Below are 20819 nucleotides of genomic sequence, written 5' to 3'. Positions count from 1 at the left end.
TTCATCGCGTGTCGCACGGAAGCGGTGCCACCGGCCCGGACCGGCACGCATCGTGGCTACGTAGTGCGATTGCCCTGGGCCGGTACCACCGTCCCTTTACGGAGTGGTAGGACAGAGCCGTGCGATCTTGCTCAGCATCGCCCGGTAATGGCTGCCTTTCCAGTACACCTGGCGACAGTCGTCGCAGCGGTAGAAGGGCGCTTGGATGCCGCTACGATCCGGCGGCAGATCCTGTGCGACCGCCTCCTCGTCGGCAGGAGAGACGTGGCCGTTACAGCGTATGCAGCGGCAGAAGGGATCGATCGATGCGCACAGGTCCAGCCGCTGGATCAGCGACTTGAGCAAAACCGGGTGGGGTTGATGGCGCAGGTAGCAGCCGTGGGTAATCTCGCGTCGCATCAGCAGGGCGCGGTCGCGGGTGAGCAGGATGCGATGTTCGGCGGCACTGATCCTGGCCAGTTCGGCGTCGTCCCACTGCGGATTGAACAGGGTGTCGAAACCGAGCATGCGCAGATCGCGTACCAGGTGGCCAAGGTGGGCATCGGCGATAAAGCGGATCTCGCGCAACGGCTCGGTGCGAACCCTCAGCAGCGGTGCAATATCGAGCCGTTCGAAGCAGGGGTAGACGCTGATCCGCTCGCCGCCATCGATCCGCTGTTCCAGATCCACCGAACGGCCGTCGACCAGGATCAACTCCACCTCGGTATGGGGTACGCCGCAGAGTTCGATCAGGTGACGCACCGGTGCCGGAGCGATGAATTGGCAACTTTGATCGCGCATCCGCTGTGCCTGGGGCAGAAAATCGTTCAGTTCGGCGTAGAAGCGGATTCGGGCGGTTTGCTGGACCATTGTCGAACCTGACAGGCTCTGTTTTGAGTGCGTTAACACTATAGTGCATGGCGCAGAGACGTCGTAACGCTATGCCATCGAGTATCGTTGGGCGTAACGAATCGGTGATACGGAGGGGGATAGTGATAGGTGGCGGGGACCGCTCGGCAGCGCTGGAATCCGCACCTCCTCGATGTAGATGCTTTGGGGTCTAAAAGCGCTATATAGCGGTGCCTGAAAAATAGTCCTCGATCATATGGGAGATATCGTCGTGCAGATACTCTTCAAACTCATCGATGTTTTTGCCCATCAAGGCTAAATATCGATCGGCCTTGTCCCGGGGCAGGGTTCTATTATTTACCCTGTACTCCATCTCCGGCAGCGATTTGTCATCCCTGGATTGAACCTGCCATATAACGAAGGCCGAGTAGAATGATCTCAGCGCCTTGTCGGCAAAGGCACAAAAATCCTTGATATGATCAACGCCATTCGGACCCAGACAGCCCGGCTCCAGCCTGTAGATCACGCAAAGTTTTTTATTATCCGGTAGTACCCCGCTAATTGTCATAGCGTACTTTTCCTTGGCGTTTCATCTAATCCTATGCACCGACCCGGGGGAAGTCCATATTGCTTCTGTTACCGGATGGGGGCTCGCCCTGTCTGGGCGAGGAGGGCGCTTGCCTGGTTAACCGCCAAAGTCGTCGTAGCGGATATTCTCGGCATCGACACCGAGGCTATCGAGCATCTTCAGCACCGCGTTCAGCATGGGCGGCGGGCCGCAGAGGTAGTACTCGCAATCCTCCGGATTGGCGTGGTCGCCGAGATAGCGGTTATACAGTACCTCGTGAATGAAGCCGGTGTCGCCCTGCCAATCCTCCTCCGGACGCGGGTCCGACAGCGCCACATACCAGCTGAAGTTGTCGTGCTCTTTCTGCAGCTGGTCGAACTCCTCCACGTAGAACAGCTCGCGGGCATTTCGAGCGCCGTACCAGAAGCTGATCTTGCGTTTCGAGTCGAGCCGCTTCAGCTGGTCGAAGATATGCGAACGCATCGGCGCCATACCGGCGCCTCCGCCGATGAAGATCATCTCATGGTCACTATCTTCGGCGAAGAACTCGCCGAATGGGCCCGATATCGCGATCTCATCTCCTGGTTTCAGGCTGTACATGTAGGAGGAGACATAGCCGGGAGAGATATGATCTGACTTACCCGGTGGCGGTGTTGCCAGGCGCACGTTCAGGACCACGATACCCTTCTCGTCGACATAGTTGGCCATCGAATAGGCGCGACTGTGGGGGTCGGAGGTGCTGACTTCGAGATCCCAGAGACCCATCTGATCCCAGTCCTGATGGAAGCGGCTGTCGATATCGAAGTCCCGGTATTTCAGATCGAAGGGTGGGCAGGTGACCTGGATATAGGCCCCCGCGCGGAAGTCGATCAGCTCTCCCTCCGGCAGTTCGAGGGTGATCTCTTTCAGCAGCGTGCCGACACAGCGGCTGGATTTCACGCGACAGCGCCAGTGCCCAACGCCGAACACGTCGTCCGGTACCTGCAGCTCCAGATCGTCGTGTACGGTCATCTGGCAGGCGAGCCGGGTACCTTCTCGTATCTCCCGCAGGCTAAGCAGATCCTGCTCGGCAGGCACCACAGAGCTGCGGCCCGATACTACCTTAACCTTGCATTGACTGCAGATCCCCTTGCCGCCGCAGGCCGACGACAGCCGAATACCCTCATTGTCGAGAGCGCCGAGCAGCTTGCCTCCGACCGGTAATTTCAGCGTTTTCTTGTCGTTGATCCGAATCCGAACGCCGCCGGACGGTATCAAATAGCGTCTGGCCACCAGTATGGCGGTGACGAAAATCAGGACGTTACCCGTGAAGAAGGCAACGCCCAGCAGTATGTCCCGCATTTAGCTCCCACCTGACTCCGCGCGAGCCGCCTGTCATCGGCATTACCCTGCGGATGACTGCTTTCGAATTTCTCCTCGAAGTATTCAGCGACCCGTTATCGAAAGTTGTTATCAAGGTCTTGCGTCCGAACTGCATACATAGACTATAGTTCAGCGCCCGAAAATCGGGTGACCTCCATGGTTTCCAGGTGGTTAGGGGGAGCTTCGATCGGTATGTATGCCCCTTTCCCTGTCTGGCTGGAGCTGATCCAGCAAAAACTCCACCAACGCCTGCACTCGCCGGATACGGTAGCGTGCTCTGGGGTAGACCAGCGATACCTGGCTGTCGGGGCGGTACCAGTCGTCGAATAGCGGCAGCAGCCGGCCGTCGCGCAGGTCGTCGGCCAGATAGAAGTCGGGCAGCGACACGATAGCCTCTCCCTCCAGGGCGGCCAGACGGGTGACATGGCCGTTGGGGCACCAGAGGTGGCCTTTCAGCGTGACCTCGCAGCTTTGCTGCGGATCGGTGCGGTGACGGAAGCGCCAGCGGTTCAAGGAACCGAGGGCGACCGGGTATCGACCCAGTTCTCGCGGATGGGAGGGTTGTCCGTGGTGCGCGATAAAGTCGGGTGACGCGCAGACGTGCGTGGCATAGCGGGCCAGCGGGCGGGCGATCAGCGTAGAGTCCGGCAGCTCACCCATGCGTACCGCCAGGTCGTACTGGTCGGCAATCAGGTCCACATGGGCGCTGGCGAAATCCAGTTCGATGTTCACTTCGGGGTGCCGTTGCATGAACTCGAGTAGTTGCGGTGCCAGTATCCGTTCGCCGAACCAGCCGCCGACGGAGTTGATGCGGAGGGTGCCGCTGATCCGTTGTTGCTCCTCCTGCGCGCGATCGATCGCCTGGTCGATCAATGCAAAACTGCGTCGGCAGCTTTCGTGGAACTGCTCGCCCACCTCGGTCAGATGCATGGAGCGGGTGGAGCGCTGGATCAGTTGGACGCCGAGGCGACTCTCCAGGCGAGCGATCACCTGGGATACGCGCGAGCGGGAGATGCCCAGTGCCTCGGCGGCCGCGGTGAAGCTACCCTTTTCGATCAGGGTCAGAAACTCGGGGATTCCCTGTAGATCTTGAGGTGTGAACATTGGTTAATATGACTTATCAATAAGTTAAATAATTGAGTGATTATAACCAATGTCGCGGCGCTTACACTGGCTCGCAAACCAGAATGAGCGGAGAGGCGAGCGATGAAACACAGACGTTTGGGACGAACCGGTTTCGAGGTGTCAGAGATCGGCCTGGGCTGCTGGCAACTGGGCAACGACTTCGGTCCGGTGGAGGAGCTTGAGGCCAGAAAGATTCTGGATACCGCTCAAGCGCAGGGTATCGACTTTTTCGATACCGCCGATGTGTACGGTGCCGGGCTCAGCGAGGAGCGGATAGGGCGTTGGCTCAAGGGGCAAGCGCAACCGCCGGTCGTTGTGACCAAGGTAGGGCGCAATGCGGAACTCTATCCCGATGGATACACCAGGGAGAAAGTACGCAGGAGTCTTGAGGGCTCGGCGCGGCGCCTGGGTGTAGAGTGCCTGGATCTGGCGCAGCTGCACTGCGTGCCTTCCGAGGTGCTCAGGGGTGGTGAACTGCTGGGCTGGATGGAGGAGTTTCAGCAGCAGGGGTTGATCCGTCACTTCGGCGCCAGCGTCGAGACGATCGACGATGCACTGTTCTGTTGCGAGCATCCGAAGTTGGCCACCTTGCAGATCATCTTCAATCTGTTCCGTCAGGACGCGGTGGAAACCCTGCTGCCGAAGGCGGCCGAGCGGGATATCGGTATCATCGTGCGGCTACCGCTGGCCAGCGGCCTGCTGAGCGGCAGGATGAGCCGTGAGCGCCGCTTCGAGGCCGGCGATCACCGTCTGGCCAATCGTGACGGCCAACTGTTCCATGTCGGTGAAACCTTCAACGGTATTCCCTATGAGACCGGGCTGGATCTGGTGGAGGAGTTGCGCGAACTGTTGCCCGAGGGGATGACGATGCTGCAGCTCGCGCTGCGCTGGATCCTCGACCAGCCGCAGGTGTCCACCATTATTGCCGGTACCACCCGTGCGTCGCAGGTGGCGGCCAACGCGGCGGCCAGTGGGCTCGAACCCCTGCCGCAATCCCTGCATGAGGAGTTAAAGAGTTTCTACTACGACCGCGTGCGCGAGCATATCCGGGGCGGGATCTGAACCCGGCAGGGACGAAGCCGGTGCAATTCGGTCGCATCGGCGATAAAGTGCCTCCATTCCGTAGCAGGGAGTTCGAATGGAGATCAAGATCAGGCCCTACAAACCGCTTGATGCCTGGCGCGTGACCGATATCTTTTACAACAGCGTGCATGCGATCGATGAGCGCTTCTATTCGTTGCAGGAGATCAACGCCTGGGCACAACTGCCGGTTGACTACCTGGGCTGGCGTCAGCGTCTGGATGCCCACTGCGTGCATGTCGCCGAGATCGACGGCGAGGTGGTGGGGTTTGCCGCCATGGAACCCGACGGCTATATCGACTGGATCTATACCCACAGCGACTTTCAGCGCCGCGGTGTCGCCGCTGCACTCTACACTTTCCTCGAGCGGCAGTCGCTCGACCGGGGACTGACCTGTCTGACGGTACACGCCTCTCACGTCGCCAAACCCTTTTTCGAGCAGCGGGGCTTTGTATCGTTACGCGAAAACCGGGTGGAGCGGAATGGGGTGGTGCTGAGCAACTGGGTGATGGAGAAAGCGTTGACGGGCGGAGGCGCAGAGCGGTGATGTCGGTCTGGTTCGTGGCCTGACCTCTGGTATAGTCGCTTGAGCCATGCCATCAGTTCAGGTAAAGGACATGCCCGATTTTTCCAGCCGTTTTTCGACTCAACGCCCCTACGACCGCAATGGCGACAGAGCGCCGCAGAACTATCTTGTCGCTAGCCGTGGCATACGATCGCTGGAGCGCAGCCTCGAGAGCGATCGCGGTCGCATCATCAACTCCGCCGCCGTGCGCCGCCTGCAGCAGAAGACGCAGGTGTTTCCGCTGGAACACAACGCTGCGGTACGCAGCCGTCTGACCCATTCGCTTGAGGTGCAGCAGACCGGACGCTTTATCGTGCGCACCATCTTCGAGCTGTTGGACGAGCGTGCCGCCGACTATGGACTGGCGGGGCTGGAGCGGGCCACCGAGTCGCTGGTGGAGATGGCCTGCCTGATGCACGATATCGGCAACCCTCCGTTCGGGCATTTCGGCGAAGCCGCGATCTCGCGCTGGTTCGAGCGGGTGCTGCCGGAGCTGACACCCTTCTCGAACGAACATCTCGGACCTGAACAGGTCGCGTTGCGTAGCGAGTTGCTGCGCGAGTTGAGCAGCTTCGAGGGCAATGCCCAGGCGATCCGCCTGATCAGCCAGTTGCAGAAGCTCAACCTCACCTATCTGCAGACCGCCTGTATCTTCAAATACACCCGCTGCGCCACCGAAGCCAAACCCGACAAGGGCGGTGTACTGGGTTATCTGAAGAAGAAACCGGGCTACTACTTTTCGGAACGCGAGTTCGTGGCCGGCATGCAGGCGGCGCTGGAGATGGCGCCGGGCCACCGTTTTCCGCTCACCTACCTGATGGAGGCGGCGGACGATATCGCCTACTGCCTGGCCGATCTGGAGGATGGCGTCGACAAGGGGATTCTGGAGTATCCGCAACTGGCGCAGTTGCTGAAGGATGAGTTCTCGCGGCAGCGGGCCACGGCCGGCGATGCGGATGGAGCGCACTTCGGCCGCAACAGCTTTGCCGGAATTGTCGATTACGCGCATGAGCGTGCCGATGCCGAGCCGATCAACAAGGAGCATGAGTTTTTCGTCTCGCTACGGGTGGGGTTGATCCATCCGCTGGTAAAACATGCGGCAACGCGCTTTATCGACAATATCGATACCGTTTTCGACGGCAGCCTGAACTGTGCCCTGCTGGAGGATCGCTCGCCCTGCCACGCGGTGGTCGAAACACTGAAGCGGGTGGCGATTCGCCACGTGTTCTCGGTCGCCGAGGTGGAGACGCTGGAGCTGCAGGGCTACCGCATCATCTCCGGCCTGCTGGAGCACTACAAGCCGCTGCTGATGCTGACGATGGAGCAGTTCGAACGTCTGCGAAGCGGCCACGGCAAGGGGCTGCTGATCGAGAGTCGCCTGTTCAATCGTCTACCGCCCAAGCATGTGAAGGCGTACCTGGCGCTGCTGGAACAAGCTCCGCTACTGACCGACGGAGAGCCGTTCAATGCCGAGGTATGGGAGCGCTACTGCCGCTGTCGACTGCTGCAGGATATGATCAGCGGCATGACCGATCAGTTCGCGCTGGACGAGTTCAAGGCGCTGTCGGTGATCGGCAGTTAAGGGGGCATCGCCATGCGAGCGGCAAAACGGGACGAGTTCGTCGACTGGGTGGTGGAACTGATGCAGTGTATTGGCCCTGTCACGTCGCGACGCATGTTCGGTGGCCACGGCCTGTTCCTGGACGGGCTGATGTTCGCCATCATCATCGACAAAGAACTCTATCTCAAGGCGGACGACCAGACCCGGCAGGCATTTATAGACCTGGGCCTTGGCCCCTTTACCTACCTGCGTCAGGGCAAACCCTGCTCGCTCTCCTACTACCAGGCGCCGGAGGAGCTTCTGGAATCGGTGGAGCAGATGCGCGACTGGGCCAACCAGGCTTACGCTGTGGCGCTCAGATCTCGGCGTTAAGCGAGATCCAGCAGCAGATACTGCGCAGGAGGTACAGCAGTCGTCCGCCATATCGGGTAGAACTTCCCCGGTGTGTTCGCTATCGGTCGTAAGGAATAAAAGCATGAAAACGGAAAACATCAGTCTGTGGATGGAGCAGGCTGATGAGCTGCGGGTCGAGCGTGCTCGCCTGATGGACGATATGGAAACCGACATCGCCATCATCGGTGCCGGCTTTACCGGGTTATGGACCGCCTACTACCTGAAAAAGTTGAAGCCGGATCTGCGCATAGCGCTGTTCGAACAACGCTGCGTGGGCTACGGCGCGTCCGGGCGCAACGGCGGCTGGCTGCTTGGGCAGATGCTGGGGGAGGAGGTGCTGCTGCAACGGCTGCCCCGCACCGAGCGCACCGCCTACCAGAATCTGATCAAGCAGATTCCCGATCAGGTTGCCCAGGTACTGGCGGAGGAGGGGATAGACTGTGGTTACCACAAGGGCGGTGGGCGAGCACAGCCGGCTGGTGACCTATTTCCATCGCACGCGGGATGACCGGCTGGTGTTCGGCGCCCGTGGCGGCTACCGCTTTGGCGGCCAGCTGCGGCAGAACTTCGATCTCAATGATCAGGAGCGGGGCCGCCACCGCGCCCTGATGCTGTCGATGTTCCCGCAACTGGCGTCGGCCAAGATCAGCCATGGCTGGGGCGGTAACCTGGGTATGGCGCGGCGATATGCTCTGTGATCGCGAGCAGGGGATAGCGCTGGCCGGCGGATATGGCGGCGAGGGGGTGGGCGCGAGTCATCTGGCCGGGCGTACCCTGGCGGCGTTGACTGGCCGCTATGTTGGCTGAGCGGCTCAGTCGCTTGATGGCCTCCAATCCTGGCCGCTGAACGGCGTTGCGTAGGCAAAAAGCGACTATGCTTTCTATCGGATAGAGTGGCCAACGACAAGAAGAACTACGCCCATGGAACTCACCAGCCTGCTAAGCCCCGATACGGTCTGCCTGCGCCTGCATGGGCACAGCAAAACCGAAATACTCGATGAACTGATCGATGTGCTGGCCAGGGCGGGTAAGCTGATCGATCCGGCCGCGTTCAAGGCTGCAATCCTCAAGCGTGAGGCGGAGTTTCCCACCGGGCTCGAAAACGGTATTGCGATACCACACGCCCGCTCCAACGCCGTGGGCGCACCCGCGATAGCGCTGGGCATCGCGCCGGGCGGCGTCGAGTATGGCTCCCTCGACAACAAGCCCAGCCAGATCTTCTTTCTGATTGCAGAAACCGAGTCGGTTGCCGAAGAGCATCTGGAGATCCTGGCGGCGCTGACCCGGCATATGCAGGAGTCGGACTACATCAAGGGGCTGCTGCAGGCGGGCAGCGCCAACGAGCTGATCCATCTGCTCGCCGATGAGGTGGACAGCGAGGCGTCACCGGCCGCAGTCACCGAGTCTGTCACCCAGACACCGCAGGTGTTGGCTGTGACCGGCTGTCCTACCGGTATCGCCCATACCTACATGGCCGCCGATGCACTGAAGGTGTGTGCGGAAAAGCTGGAGCTGCCGATCCGGGTCGAGACCCGCGGCGCCATCGGTGCCCGTGACCGGCTGAGTGCAGAGGAGATCGCCGCTGCCGAGGTGATCATCATCGCCTCCGATACTCAGGTGGAGATGGAGCGCTTTATCGGCAAACGGCTGCTTCGGGTGCCGGTACGCGAGGCGATTCGCGATCCTCTATCGTTGCTTAAGCGTGTCATGGACGATGATATTCCCGTCTATCAAGGTAGTAGCGTAACGACCGCGGAAACGCCCGGAGTTAGCCTGCGCCCAGGCATCTACCAGCACCTGATGACTGGCGTTTCCAATATGCTGCCCTTTGTCGTCGGTGGCGGCATTCTGATCGCCATCTCCTTCATGTTCGGCATCGATGCCTTTAGCCCGGACAGCACCGATTTTCATCCCGTTGCCCAGGCGCTGATGACACTGGGCGGACCGGAGGGGGCGTTTGGCCTGATGGTGCCGGTACTGGCCGGATTCATCGGCATGAGCATCGCCGACCGCCCTGGCTTCATGCCCGCCATGGTGGGTGGTTTCCTGTCGGTGCAGTACGGCGGCGGCTTTATCGGCGGCATGATCGCGGGTCTGCTCGGCGGCTATATCATGCTGGGGATCGTGCACCTGTGCCGTAATCTGCCGCGCACCTTGCAAGGGGTGGAAACGGTGTTGATCTACCCGGTACTCGGCCTGTTGCTGACCGGCGGATTGATGTATCTGCTGCTGATGCCCCTGTCGAACATCAACACGGCGTTGGTGGGCTGGTTGGGGTCGCTCGGTATCGGCAACCTGATTCTGCTGGGCGCTCTGCTCGGTGGCTTGATGGCGGTGGATCTGGGTGGGCCGGTCAATAAGGCGGCCTATACCTTCGGTATCGCGGCTCTTGCTTCGGGCAATAATCTACCTCAGGCGGCGGTCATGGCCGGTGGCATGGTACCACCTCTGGCCATGGCGCTGGCCACCGTCATGTTCCGCCATCGTTTTAACGCCAGCGAGCGGCGAGCGGGCAAGAGCTGCTTCGTCCTCGGTGCCTCGTTCATCACCGAGGGCGCGATCCCCTTCGCCGCCGCCGACCCGCTGCGCGTACTACCCGCCTGTATCGCCGGATCGGCGCTGGCCGGCGGGCTGTCGATGCTGTTCGGATGCCAGTTGCCGGCACCGCACGGCGGGATCTTTGTTATCCCGCTGGTCGAACACCCCTTCTACTATCTGCTGGCGATCGGGCTCGGCTCTTTGTTGAGCGCCATCTTGGTCGGCAGCCTCAAGGCCGATGCGGCGGAGCGTAGCCGCGTATCGGCCTGACCTTTCCCGTCATAGGGGTAAGGGGCTGGGAATCAACGCGGTATCTGTCCATCCAGCTCGATCTCGCCCAGCTGGGTGATTACCGGCTGCACCCCGGCCCAGACCGGCAGTGTCATATCCTCCGCATCGTCCACCGGGCCGCCGGTGCGTATCTTGGCTGACAGTTCGTCGAGCTCGAACGCCAGCACGCTGGTGGCTTTCAGCTCAATCTCATTGGCCGGTCGAGCCTGTTTGGAGCGCCCTTGGTGAAACTTTTCCAACAGCTGGTCCAGGGCATGGCGCTTCTCGTCGATATCCTCTACCAGCCGGGCGCGGCTGTAGATCACCACGCTGCGGTAGTTGACCGAGTGGTGAAAGGCGGAGCGGGCAAACACGATGCCGTCGAGATGGGGGATCGCGATACACGCCTCGGCGCCCTCCAGCAGTGCCTTGAACAGGCCGTTCTTGCTCGAACCGTGTATGTACAGCTGATTGCCGTCGCGCCAGTGGATGGTGGGCTGCAGCAGCGGTTGTCCATTCAACTGCGTCGCCACATGACAGATAAGCGCTTCGTCGATAATCGCGTTAACCGTCTCGACATCGTACTCGGCTCTCTTGGGCAAGCGTTTGACGCGGGTGCGTTCGGTCTTCCTGTATTCGGTCATCAGTTTTTACTCCGTCAGATGCTGGGTTTAGACTAGCTCTGAAAATGGGTCTAGATAAGATCCAATAAAGACTAAAATATTAGGCCCAATATGGATGAGTCTGGACTAAGTCGAACCGATCTCGGTCTGTTTCTGGACCTGCGTGCAACCGATCCCGCGCTACCCGATTACCGGCGGCTGTTTCAGGCGTTGCGGCAGGCGATCCTGGAGCGCCGCCTAGAGGGCGGTTCTCGGCTGCCCTCAACCAGGGCGCTGGCGGCGGCACTGGGCATCGCCCGCAATACGGTCAAGAATGCCTATGAGCTGCTGCAGGCGGAGGGCTATCTGCAGGGGCGCCAGGGCGCGGGTTGTTTTGTCGTCGAGCTACCTGTGCTCGATCGACCTAACACCGGTTTACAAGCTGGGCAGAGCCAGACTGAGATCGCGGTGGTCGAGCCGCGTCATCGTGATAGCCCCGGGTTGTTGCAAACCGCGATCCCGGCACTGGATCAGTTCCCGCACAGGCGCTGGCAACGCGCATTGCAGCACGCCTCGACAGGTGCAGGTCTGCTGGCCGGCGACCCTCAGGGGGATTGGCAGTTAAGGGCCGAAATTGCGCGTTGGCTGGGTGCTCAGCGCGGGATGCAGGTCGACATCGAACAGGTGTTGATCACCTCGGGATCACAGCAGGGGCTTTATCTGATTGCCAGCCAGCTGGTGATGGCAGGGGACCCGGTGCTGCTGGAGCGTCCGGGCTTTTCCGGCACCGAAGACGCCATGCGGGCGGTGGGAGCGCGCGTCAGCCGTTTTCATCAGCAGCAACTGGATCGGATCGAGGCATTACCGCAGGCGAAACTGATGGTACTGACCCCGTCACGTAACTTTCCGCTCGGCCATACACTGCCGGCCGACCGTCGCCTGACCTTGTTGAACTGGGCTTATGAGCGACAGGTCTGGCTGATCGAGGATGACTACGATTCCGAATTTGCCGCCGGACCTGCGCTGTCAGCGATGTACTCGCTTGATCGACGGCAACAGGTGATCTACGCCGGCACCTTCAGCCGCACGCTGTTTCCCGGCTTGCGCATCGGTTATCTGGTGCTGCCCAAGGCGCTGGTGCCGGGCTTTGTGAAGGCGAGGCGGGTGGTTGACGGTGGACTGTCGACGCTGCCGCAACGGGCGCTGGCCGAGTTTATGGCTTGCGGTGATTACAGCCGTCATCTGCGACGGATGAAACGCCTCTACTCCCAGCGCCGTGCGCTCCTGGAACAGCTGCTGGCGCAAAGTGCGCTGGCTCGTCTGCCCATCGTGGATGCCGGCGGCGGCATGCATCTGTGTTTACAACTGCCATCTCACTGCGATGACCGGGAGATCATGACCCGGCTTGAATCCAGAGGGGTTAAGGTCAGGGCGATCTCCCTCTATGACGAGCAGTGCGAGCCTGGGCTGGTGCTTGGCTTCGCCGCTCAGGGAGCGGACTCCCTGGCGCGGGGAGTGGTGGCTCTGGCGGCAACTCTGGCGCCACTTCTTGATCGGTAAATCACTCATACGCTGTTCAGGGTCTCGATCCACTGCCAACCTCGCTCCAGGGTCCAGAATGCCGCCAGCGTCAGTGCAGGCAGGGCCAGCGCCGTGGTCAGTTGCTGTGGTGTGAGCAGTCTCCAACGTTTGATCGCCAACAGGGCAGAGGCCAGCAGGGTGAAGACCAGTAGCTGGCCCGCTTCAATGCCGAGATTGAAACCCAGCCAGTGCAGGGTCAGCTGCGATACGCTGAAGCCGGTGGCCTGCTCCAGTACGTTGGCAAAGCCAAGGCCGTGGAGCAGGCCGATCAGGCCCACCTGCCAGAGCGGCAGTCCGTGGCCGGCAGGGCGTATCAGCAAGCAGGCAAAACCGTACAGGATCGACAGCGCAATAAGGGTTTCGATCAGCGGAATGCTCAGTGTCGGCAGGCTGAGCCAGCCAAACGCCACCAGACCCAGTGTCAGTGAGTGGCCGAGGGTAAACATCAGCGAGTTATGGATCACTCTTCTCCAGGTGGCGGCGCCGATCACCAGCACGCACATGAACAGCAGGTGGTCGATGCCGAGCAGTACATGGTGGATACCGGATTCGATCTGACCCGACAGAATGCTCAAAAGGCTTGGTGGTGTGGAGAGCAGCAGGTCAAGCGGGCCGGTTGAGGTTATCTTGTCGCTTGGTGTGGTGACGATATTGATCGAGCGGTTGCGGATGGGAGGCCACTCCTCCTCCGGTGTGGCTATCCGTTTGATCTGACCTGGTGCTACATTGGGCAGCCTCAGCTTCAGGTCGATAACCGCCTGCTCCAGCAGTAGCGATGTTTCCGGCAATTGCAGCGGCTCTGTCAGCGCCTGCGCGATACTGGGCAGATAGCCAAAGGGGGAGCGGGAAGCGATCGGTTGAATGCGCGCGGCCTCCAGCCGAACCTCCACGGAACCGCCCGAGTTCAGCGTGATCTGCAGGTAGTGGCTTGCCTGCCGGCGCAGTAGGGCATCATCGGCGGCGAGCGCAGCCAGGTTCAGCACCGGCCTTTGCTCGGCATCGGCCCGGGTATAGGGCGGCAGATCGGAATTCATACCCTGCTGCCAATCCTGCTCCAGCAGCAGCGAGGCAAGAGGAATGCGGGCATATATCAGCGTATCGCCGGACGCCTCTGTGAGGTAGATGATGCGGGCCAGGAAGTTCTGAAAATGGGCCTCGGCCGATAGCGGAAACAGGCAGATGCCGAGAATCAGCAGCGCTCGGTAAACAAGTTTCATGGTCTTTTCTCCCGGGAAGCCCGCCCCGGATGGGGCGGGCGGTTACCGCTCAGTCGCGTGGATCCCAGAGGCGGGAGTCAGTGCTCTTTTCGTACCCCTTGCCATCGGGGGCGGATACCAGCTCCATCTGCATCCCCCAGGGCGCCAAGAAGTAGATCCAGGTCAGCCCCTGCAGCGGACCGCTGGTGAACGGGTGCGGAGCACCCAGGAACTTCACGCCCTTGCCCTTCATGTAGGTCATCGCTTCGTCCAGATCGTCAACGTAGAACGCAATATGGTGACCGCCGATATCGCTGTTCTTCGGCTTTTGCGTACGCTGGTCCGGGGAGGTGTATTCGAAGATCTCGAAATTGGTGCCGTTACCACAGCGCACCAGATGGGCGACCGGAATCGTTGCACGCGGGTTAACGTCAAGATTCTCGCTCATCCAGTCATCTTCGAACGGGCCAAAGGGACCGATGGTGAAGAAGGCTTCACAGCCCATCACGTCGACCAGAAAGCCGACAGCTTCCTCAGCATTCGGCACGGTAAAGCCGAAGTGATCGGTACCGCGCATGCCAGGCGTGGCGGCCTGGGTGAGAGCGGGAAGGCTGGTTAGCAGGCACAGCAGTGCCAGCTGCTGAATGGGTTTGTTGATTGCCGTCGAGTACAGGCTGATCGCGTTGCGGGTTAGGCAGGTCATTATTTTCATCAGTGCTCAGGTCCTAATTGTTTTTATTCTGGCGAAAGTGCCGAACCCGATAACGCAACCTGCGTGCCAGTATTGATCCCGTTATGTGTGAGGGATTTGATTTTAAATTGTTGATAAATAAGTATTTTATAATTTGTCTGGTTGGTGCTTGTTAGGCTTGTGTGTCACTGACACAGAGTGTGTCATGCAGACTGTCGCGACGGGTCAGCATGACAAACCCCTGCGGTTGGTCGATCTATTTCCATTCATCGGCGGCAATAGAAAGATCGCTGCTCCTGCGCATCCATGCGCCCGCGGCATACCGTTCATCCTGAACATAAAAAGGGGCGCGTAGAGACTACGCGCCCAACATCAGGTGCCATTCAGGCCTGGGGGAGTGGTGCGGACAACCGAATAGCTATCCGCGGGTTAGGGGAGATGTAGTCGTCAGATCGCGTTGCGCTTCATCTGGTCGGCAATATAGTCCGCCTGCCGAATTGCCAGCGCGACGATGGTCAGGGTCGGGTTCTCGGTACCGCTGGTGGTGAACTGGCTGCCGTCGGAGACGAACAGGTTCTTGATCTCGTGGCTCTGCCCCCACTTGTTGACCACACCGTCACGGGCGTGGGCGCTCATGCGGTTGGTGCCCATGTTGTGGCTGGCCGGGTAGGGCGGCAGGTAGTTCACCTTCCTGGCGCCGACCGCCTCCAGCAGTTCGGTGGCCTTGTCGTAGGCGTGGTTGCGCATGCGGGTATCGTTGATATGGTCGGTCTTGTACACCACCGGCACCGGCAGACCGTACTGATCTTTCTCGGTGGGGTGCAGGGTGATGTTGTTGGACTCCACCGGCATATCCTCACCGCAGACCCAGAACCCGGCCATCTTGTCATAATTCTCCAGAGAGTCGGCCAGTTCACGACCCCAGCCGGATCTGCCCGGATTGAGGAAGGCGGACATGAACGGCAGACCCAGGTGGAGGATCTCCAGTTCGTAACCGGCGTAATGGCCGCGGCTGGGGTCGTTGTCCTTCCACTCGTGGACGATACCGGGCACGACGGTGCTCTTGTACATATGCACCGGCTTCTCGAACTCGCCATAGACCCCGGCGGTGGTGTGGGTCATGTAGTTCTGGCCCACCTGACCTGAGCCGTTGGCCAGGCCGTCGGGGAACATGGAGGACGCTGAGTTCAGCAGCAGGCGGGGTGACTCGATAGAGTTGGCGGCGACCGCCACCAGGCGCGCTTTCTGAAACAGGTGGTTACCATCCTTGTCGGCGTAGAGCACGCCGGTCACCTTGCCGTTCTTGTCGTGTTCGATGCGCAGCGCCATCGACTGCGGGCGCACCTCCACGTTACCGGTGGCTTCCGCTTTCGGAATCTCGGTGTACATGGTGGACCACTTGGCGCCGATGCGGCAGCCCTGCATACAGAAACCGTTGACCTGGCAGGAGGGGCGACCGTCGCGCACTTCGGTATTGATCGCCAGCGTGGCTTGCTCGCACTTGGCTCCGATACGGCGGGCGCCCTCGGCTACGACCTTGTAGTGGCTGCTCTGGCCATGGAACGGCATGCCGGTGGCCTCGGTACCGCACACGCCCATCTTCTGCTCGGCCTTGTAGTAGTAGGGTTCCAGCTCCTTCAGCGTGACTGGCCAGTCGAGCACGTTGGCGCCGGGGATAACACCGTTCTCGCTGCGCATGCGGAATTCGTGTTCCTGGAAGCGCATGGCGACGCCGGCCCAGTGCATGGTCGCACCGCCGACACCCTTGACGATCCAGGCCGGCAGGTTGGGGAAGTCCTTGGCCAGACGGGCCGGACCCTCGACATAACGCTTGTCGAGCCAGGAGATCTTGCCGAACATCTTCCACTCGTCGTTCTCGATATCCTCCATCTTGAAGCGTTTGCCCGCTTCCAGTACTACCGACTTGATACCTTTCTGTGCCAGCTCGTTGGCCAGGGTACCACCACCGGCGCCGGAGCCGACGATCACCACCAGGCTGTCATCGTTGAGATCAAATTTTGTTGTCATTATTGTTCACTCCCTCTCAAAGCCAGTCGATCTTGTCGTAACCGCGGTTGATATAGCCGCCCTTTTCCCAGGCGGAACCGCCGTAGCCGAAGCGGGGCCAGAGTTCGGGATTGTTGTAGATCCCCATCATCAGATCGCCCTTGATACGCTGGAAGAAGGCGCCGTCCTCCATGGCACGCAGCACGAGTACGCGGTCTGGCTCGCTCTCCAGCTCGAGATAGGTACGGGCGAACAGTTTGTCGCAACGGCTGTCCAGCTCCCGGACGCCATCGCTGAGCAGCTTCTTAAGCTCGGCATCGCTGTTTGCCTTCTCCGCCAGCGGGGTCAATACCGCTGCGTAGTACTTATCGTCCAGGGTGTCGTGCGGGTAGATATCGCGTGCCATACGCATCAGCGTGGCGCTGGCATGTTCGCCGACGGCAGCGGCGGCCCAGGTCCTGGCGGAGAGCAGGCCGCTGCTGAGCATGCCGAGACCGACGACGGCGGTACCCGAGTGGGTCAGGAAGCGCCGACGGGTCAGGTCGGGTGATTGATCGTCTCTTTTACGGTTTTTCATGGTGACTCCATTTCTACTTGTTATTGGATGTCGCGGAGGTTTTCCGGCATAAGCGCCCGTTAGCGGGCTATATGTCAGAGAGTGCGTATGTACTCGGTCAGGCGGATCTCCAGTTGTTCGATGGTCTCCTGCAGCAGCGCTTGTCGTGCCGGGAGCAGCTCGGCCATCGATACATGACGCTCCGCCTGTATGAACGGCTCGATACCGCAGTGGTGATAGAAGCTGTTGCCCGCCTGCCATAGCCAATCGAGTTGCTCGTCGCAGAGCAGCACGGCGTGGCAGAGCACGGCGAACTCGTCGTTGCTGTCGGATATCCCCGACTCCAACTGACGCCAGCGCTGTGCAGTACCCGCCAGTTTTCGATCTCCTACCACCAGGTTGTAATCACCGTCGCAGAAGGCGCCGTCCACTGCCGAGCAGTGCGCCGCTATACCCAGGTCGGCCAGGTAGTCGATCAGCGGCTGACACAGGGTCATGTAGCTGTCTCTGATCGCCTGCTTGTGGCGTTTGCTGCGAAAGGCGAGGGCGATATTGATCAATCCCGGCGACTGCGGGGTCAGGTCGCCTCCGGTAGCACGCACCTGCACCGGCCAGCCATCCAGGATCATCCGCCCGGCGGCCATGGCGTACTGAGGCCTGCGGGTCAGACGCTGGGGTACGACCAGCGAACGGCTGCAGCGCCAGATCAGGAATCCGGCGCGGATCTCACCCTGGGTGACGGATGAGAGCAGTGCCATCTCACGTGCCAGTCCCTCCGCGGGTGGCAGGATCTCCTGTGCCGAGGAACCGGTGGATGGATGGATAAAGTCGATAGCAGGTGCGTTCATGCGGCTCACCCTTTCTCGATCAGTGTGCAGAGTTCGGTCAGAAAGGCGGCGGCGGGGGCTCCGTCAACCGCGCGGTGATCGAAACTCAGTGAAAGGCCCATGATGCGCCGCGGCTCGATGCTGTGGTCCGGCATCACCCAGGGACGCAAGCGGGTCTCCCCTATACCCAGTATGGCAATCTGCGGCAGATTGACGATGGGGGTGAAGAGCTGAACCCGTGACAGGCCGAGGTTGCTCAGCGTAAAGGTACCGCCGGTCATCTCGGGTACTGTCAACTTTCCGGTTTTGGCTCGTTCGGCCAGTTCGCGGCGTGCGCTGCTGCGATCCATCAGCGACAACTCGCCCGCATTGAACAGAGTGGGGGCGGCCAACAGATTGCCGGGCAGTGCCATGGCGTAGCTCAGATGAATCTGATCGTAGAGCCGGATCTCCTTGCCCTCGACCCGGCCGTTGAGGTCAGGGTGGTTGGCCAGGGTGGTGACCACCGCCTGGGCGATCAGGTCTTCGATCGAGACCTTGATCCCCTGACTGGCCAGCCGCTCCTTGGTGGCGAACAGCTCGCTGGCATCGCACTCGGCGTGGTGGGTCAGCTGTGCGGCCTCATCCAGGCTGCGTCGCATGTTGTCGGCGATCATGCCGCGCATACCGCGCAGCGGGATGATCTTGCCCGGATCCGTTGAAAGGTTGGGTTTTGCGGTCATAACTCACTCCTCAACCGATAGTGGCGACCAGCTCGCCCTTTTCCACCACGTCGTCGATATCCTTGACGATCTTCAGCGTGCCGCTGGCCGGTGCCTGCAGCTCGTACTGGATCTTCTGCACCATCAGTTCGGCGATCATCTCGCCCTCGCTGACGCTGCCGCCGTCACTGGCCAGCCAGCTGGTGATCACGGCTTCGCTATCCTCTTCCCAGAGGTTTTCCGGTACACGTACTTCGGTGCTCATGCGTTTTTCTCCATCGTTTCAAAGGCGGCGACGATCTTGTCGGCATTGGGCAGGGCCCACTGCTCCATCGGGCGGGTAAAGGGGATCGGAATATCGGGGTAGGCGACCCGTTGTGGCGCGGCCTTGAGCGGTACACCCTGTTCCACGACGGAGCAGATGACCTCGCCGCTGACGCCGTAGCTGTGGTAGTCCTCGTCCACCACGATCAGGCGGCCGGTCTTGCGTACCGATTCGATTACCATGGCGCGGTCAAGCGGAACCAACGAGCGCAGATCGACCACTTCGGCGCTGATGCCGCGCTCGGCCAGCTGGCGGGCCGCCTTGAGACCGTGGTGTACGCCGGAGGTGATGCCGACGATGGTGACATCACTGCCTTCGCGCACCACGGCGGCCTTGCCGATCGGTACTTCGTAGCTCTCTTCAGGGACGTGGACGATGGCGTCCTTCTCGGTGCCGAGCCAGCCCATCCCCTGTAGCGCCTTGTGGAACATGAAGATCACCGGGTTGTTGTCACGGATAGCGGCGGTCATCAGCCCCTTGGCGTCGTAGGCGTTGGATGGTGCCACCACCTTCATCCCCGGCAGGTGGGCAAAGGTGGCGTGCAGGCACTGGGAGTGCTGGCCGGCGTCCGAGTAGCCGCCGCCGGTGGAGGTCATCAGCACCACCGGCACCTGAACCTCACCGCCGGAGAAGTAGGTGTTTTTGGCCATCAGGTTATAGATGGCATCGAAGCAGACGCCAAAGAAGTCGACGAACATCAGCTCGACGATGGGTCGCATGCCGTCGGCAGCGGCGCCGACGGCAGCACCCATAAACGCGGTTTCCGAGATCGGCGTGTCGCGCACCCGCTCACTGCCGAACTCCTCATGCAGTCCTCGGGTGTTGCCGAACACGCCGCCCAGCGGGCCGATATCCTCGCCCATCACGAACACGCGCTCATCCACGCGCATCTCCTGTGCAATCGCCTCGGCCATGGCGCGGGCGATGGTCAGCTTTCTCTCTTTAGTGGCAACGGTCATGGTGTTGCTCCTTCTTGTTATTCAGTAAGGTCGGTAAACCGGTCTAACCTGCACGGGATATCAGACGAACACCTTCTCCAGCGCTTCTTCCGGTGCCGGGTATTCGCTGTCGCGGGCGAACTGGATCGCCTTGTCGACGCGAGCGTGAGTGCGAGCAACCAGTTCTTGATCCTGGGCGTCGCTCCATTCCTCTTCATCGATCAGGTGCCGGCGCATCTTCGGAATCGGATCGCGCGCAAACAGCGCTTCCTTCTCGCCTTCCGGTCGGTAGCCTTCGGCATCGCCCATGAAGTGACCGGCCAAGCGGTAGGTTTCGATCTCGATCAGGGTCGGGCCTTCGCCGCGACGTGCGCGTGAGATCGCTTCACCTGCAACCTCGAAGATCGCCAGCGGATCGTTGTCGGGAACGTAGTGCCCCGGTATGCCGTAGGCGGCTGCGCGCTTGTCGTTGCGCTCGATGGCGGTGGAGGCGCTCTTGGCCACGGAGATACCCCAGGCGTTGTCCTCGATGACGAAGACCACCGGCAGTTTCCATACTGCAGCCAGGTTAAGGCTTTCGTGGAAGGCGCCCTGGTTGGCCGCCCCTTCACCGAGGAAGGCAACGGCGACCCCCTCTTTGTGCTGCAGTTTTCGCGACAGGGCGGCGCCGACGGCCGGTCCCATCCCTTGGGCGATGATGCCGGAGCAGGAGAAGTTCACCCTGGCATCGAAGATATGCATGTGGCCGCCGCGGCCGCCGCTAAGACCAGTTTTCTTGCCGAAGATCTCGGCGGCCATGCGGTCCAGGTCCACGCCCTTGGCGATTGCTTCGTGGTGGGGGCGGTGAGTGGCGGTGACGATGTCGTCGGCGTTGAGGTGAGCGCACACACCCACGGCACAGGGCTCCTGGCCGTTGGACAGGTGCATCTCCCCGGGGATGGGGCCGTTGGCCATATTGAAGGCGGGCGATTTACCCTCCATATAGATCTTTTCGATGCACTCCTCGAAGTAACGGCTGGTGTGCATCTGCTCATACATCCAGAGTTTTTGATCCCGGCTCGGCTTCATGGCGAAACCTCTCCTTATTTTTATGATGGGGTGAATA

22 protein-coding genes are annotated in these 20819 nt (G+C 60.7%); 8 read left to right on the top strand and 14 right to left on the bottom strand.

Translation table 11 applies throughout. The annotated features are described in order from the left end of the window. Window positions 1–96: 96 nt before the first annotated feature. The 4 genes from KQ940_RS19200 to KQ940_RS19185 form a co-directional block, all read right to left on the bottom strand. Window positions 97–849 (bottom strand): Mut7-C ubiquitin/RNAse domain-containing protein, encoded by a 753-nt coding sequence (locus KQ940_RS19200; RefSeq protein ID WP_217415566.1) that lies wholly within the window; start codon window positions 847–849, stop codon window positions 97–99. A 199-nt stretch (window positions 850–1048) separates the two neighbouring features. Then, complete coding sequence (locus KQ940_RS19195; RefSeq protein WP_217415565.1) at window positions 1049–1396, bottom strand: hypothetical protein; 348 nt, start codon at window positions 1394–1396, stop codon at window positions 1049–1051. A 117-nt stretch (window positions 1397–1513) separates the two neighbouring features. Then, complete coding sequence (gene nqrF, locus KQ940_RS19190; protein WP_217415563.1) at window positions 1514–2737, bottom strand: NADH:ubiquinone reductase (Na(+)-transporting) subunit F; 1224 nt, start codon at window positions 2735–2737, stop codon at window positions 1514–1516. A 192-nt stretch (window positions 2738–2929) separates the two neighbouring features. After that, complete coding sequence (locus KQ940_RS19185) at window positions 2930–3862, bottom strand: LysR family transcriptional regulator (protein ID WP_217415562.1); 933 nt, start codon at window positions 3860–3862, stop codon at window positions 2930–2932. Window positions 3863–3964: 102 nt separating this feature from the next. On the opposite strand from KQ940_RS19185, the gene KQ940_RS19180 reads away from it, so the two are divergent. From KQ940_RS19180 to KQ940_RS19150, 7 genes are all read left to right on the top strand, one after another. Then, window positions 3965–4945 carry an aldo/keto reductase gene (locus tag KQ940_RS19180; RefSeq protein WP_217415560.1) on the top strand — a complete coding sequence of 327 codons (981 nt, stop codon included), beginning with the start codon at window positions 3965–3967 and terminating at the stop codon, window positions 4943–4945. A gap of 76 nt (window positions 4946–5021) precedes the next feature. Next, window positions 5022–5510, top strand: coding sequence for a GNAT family N-acetyltransferase (locus KQ940_RS19175; protein WP_217415559.1), 489 nt, complete (start codon window positions 5022–5024; stop codon window positions 5508–5510). Window positions 5511–5580: 70 nt separating this feature from the next. Next, entirely contained in the window at window positions 5581–7110 is a 1530-nt protein-coding gene (gene dgt, locus KQ940_RS19170) for a dGTPase (protein WP_217415558.1), read from the top strand. Between the two features lie 12 nt (window positions 7111–7122). After that, window positions 7123–7461 (top strand): TfoX/Sxy family protein, encoded by a 339-nt coding sequence (locus tag KQ940_RS19165; RefSeq protein ID WP_217415556.1) that lies wholly within the window; start codon window positions 7123–7125, stop codon window positions 7459–7461. 103 nt (window positions 7462–7564) lie between these two features. Continuing rightward, complete coding sequence (locus tag KQ940_RS19160; protein WP_217415555.1) at window positions 7565–7990, top strand: NAD(P)/FAD-dependent oxidoreductase; 426 nt, start codon at window positions 7565–7567, stop codon at window positions 7988–7990. Beyond that, entirely contained in the window at window positions 7962–8180 is a 219-nt protein-coding gene (locus KQ940_RS19155) for a hypothetical protein (RefSeq protein WP_217415553.1), read from the top strand. The genes KQ940_RS19160 and KQ940_RS19155 overlap by 29 nt, the downstream gene beginning before the upstream one ends. A gap of 223 nt (window positions 8181–8403) precedes the next feature. Then, complete coding sequence (locus KQ940_RS19150; protein WP_217415552.1) at window positions 8404–10290, top strand: PTS fructose transporter subunit IIABC; 1887 nt, start codon at window positions 8404–8406, stop codon at window positions 10288–10290. Between the two features lie 32 nt (window positions 10291–10322). On the opposite strand, the gene KQ940_RS19145 is transcribed toward KQ940_RS19150, so the two are convergent. Further along, window positions 10323–10934 carry a pyridoxamine 5'-phosphate oxidase family protein gene (locus KQ940_RS19145; protein ID WP_217415551.1) on the bottom strand — a complete coding sequence of 204 codons (612 nt, stop codon included), beginning with the start codon at window positions 10932–10934 and terminating at the stop codon, window positions 10323–10325. A gap of 90 nt (window positions 10935–11024) precedes the next feature. Between KQ940_RS19145 and pdxR the strand changes: the two genes are divergently transcribed. After that, the gene (pdxR, locus tag KQ940_RS19140; RefSeq protein WP_217415550.1) at window positions 11025–12452 is read left to right on the top strand and encodes a MocR-like pyridoxine biosynthesis transcription factor PdxR; all 1428 of its coding nucleotides are present in this window, start codon (window positions 11025–11027) and stop codon (window positions 12450–12452) included. A 5-nt stretch (window positions 12453–12457) separates the two neighbouring features. On the opposite strand, the gene KQ940_RS19135 is transcribed toward pdxR, so the two are convergent. The 9 genes from KQ940_RS19135 to KQ940_RS19095 all read right to left on the bottom strand — a co-directional run bounded on the left by KQ940_RS19135 (window position 12458) and on the right by KQ940_RS19095 (window position 20782). Next, window positions 12458–13690, bottom strand: a complete 1233-nt coding sequence (locus KQ940_RS19135) for a HupE/UreJ family protein (protein WP_217415548.1) — start codon at window positions 13688–13690, stop codon at window positions 12458–12460. 49 nt (window positions 13691–13739) lie between these two features. Next, window positions 13740–14372, bottom strand: coding sequence for a VOC family protein (locus KQ940_RS19130; RefSeq protein WP_217415544.1), 633 nt, complete (start codon window positions 14370–14372; stop codon window positions 13740–13742). Between the two features lie 435 nt (window positions 14373–14807). Beyond that, the gene (locus KQ940_RS19125; protein WP_217415542.1) at window positions 14808–16388 is read right to left on the bottom strand and encodes a GMC family oxidoreductase; all 1581 of its coding nucleotides are present in this window, start codon (window positions 16386–16388) and stop codon (window positions 14808–14810) included. A 16-nt stretch (window positions 16389–16404) separates the two neighbouring features. Continuing rightward, entirely contained in the window at window positions 16405–16944 is a 540-nt protein-coding gene (locus KQ940_RS19120; protein ID WP_217415540.1) for a twin-arginine translocation signal domain-containing protein, read from the bottom strand. A gap of 74 nt (window positions 16945–17018) precedes the next feature. Next, window positions 17019–17771, bottom strand: coding sequence for a lipoyl protein ligase domain-containing protein (locus KQ940_RS19115; RefSeq protein WP_217415539.1), 753 nt, complete (start codon window positions 17769–17771; stop codon window positions 17019–17021). Window positions 17772–17776: 5 nt separating this feature from the next. After that, window positions 17777–18472, bottom strand: a complete 696-nt coding sequence (locus KQ940_RS19110) for a 2-oxo acid dehydrogenase subunit E2 (RefSeq protein WP_217415537.1) — start codon at window positions 18470–18472, stop codon at window positions 17777–17779. Window positions 18473–18482: 10 nt separating this feature from the next. Continuing rightward, complete coding sequence (locus tag KQ940_RS19105) at window positions 18483–18716, bottom strand: biotin/lipoyl-containing protein (protein ID WP_217415535.1); 234 nt, start codon at window positions 18714–18716, stop codon at window positions 18483–18485. After that, the gene (locus KQ940_RS19100; RefSeq protein WP_217415534.1) at window positions 18713–19735 is read right to left on the bottom strand and encodes an alpha-ketoacid dehydrogenase subunit beta; all 1023 of its coding nucleotides are present in this window, start codon (window positions 19733–19735) and stop codon (window positions 18713–18715) included. Before KQ940_RS19100 ends, KQ940_RS19105 begins: the two co-directional genes overlap by 4 nt. 60 nt (window positions 19736–19795) lie before the next feature. Then, a complete protein-coding gene (locus KQ940_RS19095) occupies window positions 19796–20782 on the bottom strand; it encodes a thiamine pyrophosphate-dependent dehydrogenase E1 component subunit alpha (protein WP_217415533.1) in 987 nt (328 codons plus the stop codon). Between the last annotated feature and the right edge of the window lie 37 nt (window positions 20783–20819).

Source organism: Marinobacterium ramblicola (genome assembly GCF_019084545.1).
Lineage (GTDB): Bacteria > Pseudomonadota > Gammaproteobacteria > Pseudomonadales > Balneatricaceae > Marinobacterium_D > Marinobacterium_D ramblicola.
Note: the sequence above shows the minus strand (reverse complement) of the source record. Positions and strands in the feature narration are given on the sequence as shown.

Coding starts and splice junctions, on each gene's coding strand:
- KQ940_RS19115 (WP_217415539.1), bottom strand. CDS start 17,771: ATGAACGCACCTGCTATCGACTTTATCCATCCATCCACCGGTTCCTCG.
- KQ940_RS19120 (WP_217415540.1), bottom strand. CDS start 16,944: ATGAAAAACCGTAAAAGAGACGATCAATCACCCGACCTGACCCGTCGG.
- KQ940_RS19185 (WP_217415562.1), bottom strand. CDS start 3,862: ATGTTCACACCTCAAGATCTACAGGGAATCCCCGAGTTTCTGACCCTG.
- KQ940_RS19130 (WP_217415544.1), bottom strand. CDS start 14,372: ATGACCTGCCTAACCCGCAACGCGATCAGCCTGTACTCGACGGCAATC.
- KQ940_RS19095 (WP_217415533.1), bottom strand. CDS start 20,782: ATGAAGCCGAGCCGGGATCAAAAACTCTGGATGTATGAGCAGATGCAC.
- KQ940_RS19200 (WP_217415566.1), bottom strand. CDS start 849: ATGGTCCAGCAAACCGCCCGAATCCGCTTCTACGCCGAACTGAACGAT.
- KQ940_RS19180 (WP_217415560.1), top strand. CDS start 3,965: ATGAAACACAGACGTTTGGGACGAACCGGTTTCGAGGTGTCAGAGATC.
- KQ940_RS19110 (WP_217415537.1), bottom strand. CDS start 18,472: ATGACCGCAAAACCCAACCTTTCAACGGATCCGGGCAAGATCATCCCG.
- KQ940_RS19100 (WP_217415534.1), bottom strand. CDS start 19,735: ATGACCGTTGCCACTAAAGAGAGAAAGCTGACCATCGCCCGCGCCATG.
- nqrF (WP_217415563.1), bottom strand. CDS start 2,737: ATGCGGGACATACTGCTGGGCGTTGCCTTCTTCACGGGTAACGTCCTG.
- KQ940_RS19160 (WP_217415555.1), top strand. CDS start 7,565: ATGAAAACGGAAAACATCAGTCTGTGGATGGAGCAGGCTGATGAGCTG.
- pdxR (WP_217415550.1), top strand. CDS start 11,025: ATGGATGAGTCTGGACTAAGTCGAACCGATCTCGGTCTGTTTCTGGAC.
- KQ940_RS19175 (WP_217415559.1), top strand. CDS start 5,022: ATGGAGATCAAGATCAGGCCCTACAAACCGCTTGATGCCTGGCGCGTG.
- KQ940_RS19125 (WP_217415542.1), bottom strand. CDS start 16,388: ATGACAACAAAATTTGATCTCAACGATGACAGCCTGGTGGTGATCGTC.
- KQ940_RS19195 (WP_217415565.1), bottom strand. CDS start 1,396: ATGACAATTAGCGGGGTACTACCGGATAATAAAAAACTTTGCGTGATC.
- KQ940_RS19165 (WP_217415556.1), top strand. CDS start 7,123: ATGCGAGCGGCAAAACGGGACGAGTTCGTCGACTGGGTGGTGGAACTG.
- KQ940_RS19145 (WP_217415551.1), bottom strand. CDS start 10,934: ATGACCGAATACAGGAAGACCGAACGCACCCGCGTCAAACGCTTGCCC.
- KQ940_RS19105 (WP_217415535.1), bottom strand. CDS start 18,716: ATGAGCACCGAAGTACGTGTACCGGAAAACCTCTGGGAAGAGGATAGC.
- KQ940_RS19135 (WP_217415548.1), bottom strand. CDS start 13,690: ATGAAACTTGTTTACCGAGCGCTGCTGATTCTCGGCATCTGCCTGTTT.
- KQ940_RS19150 (WP_217415552.1), top strand. CDS start 8,404: ATGGAACTCACCAGCCTGCTAAGCCCCGATACGGTCTGCCTGCGCCTG.
- dgt (WP_217415558.1), top strand. CDS start 5,581: ATGCCCGATTTTTCCAGCCGTTTTTCGACTCAACGCCCCTACGACCGC.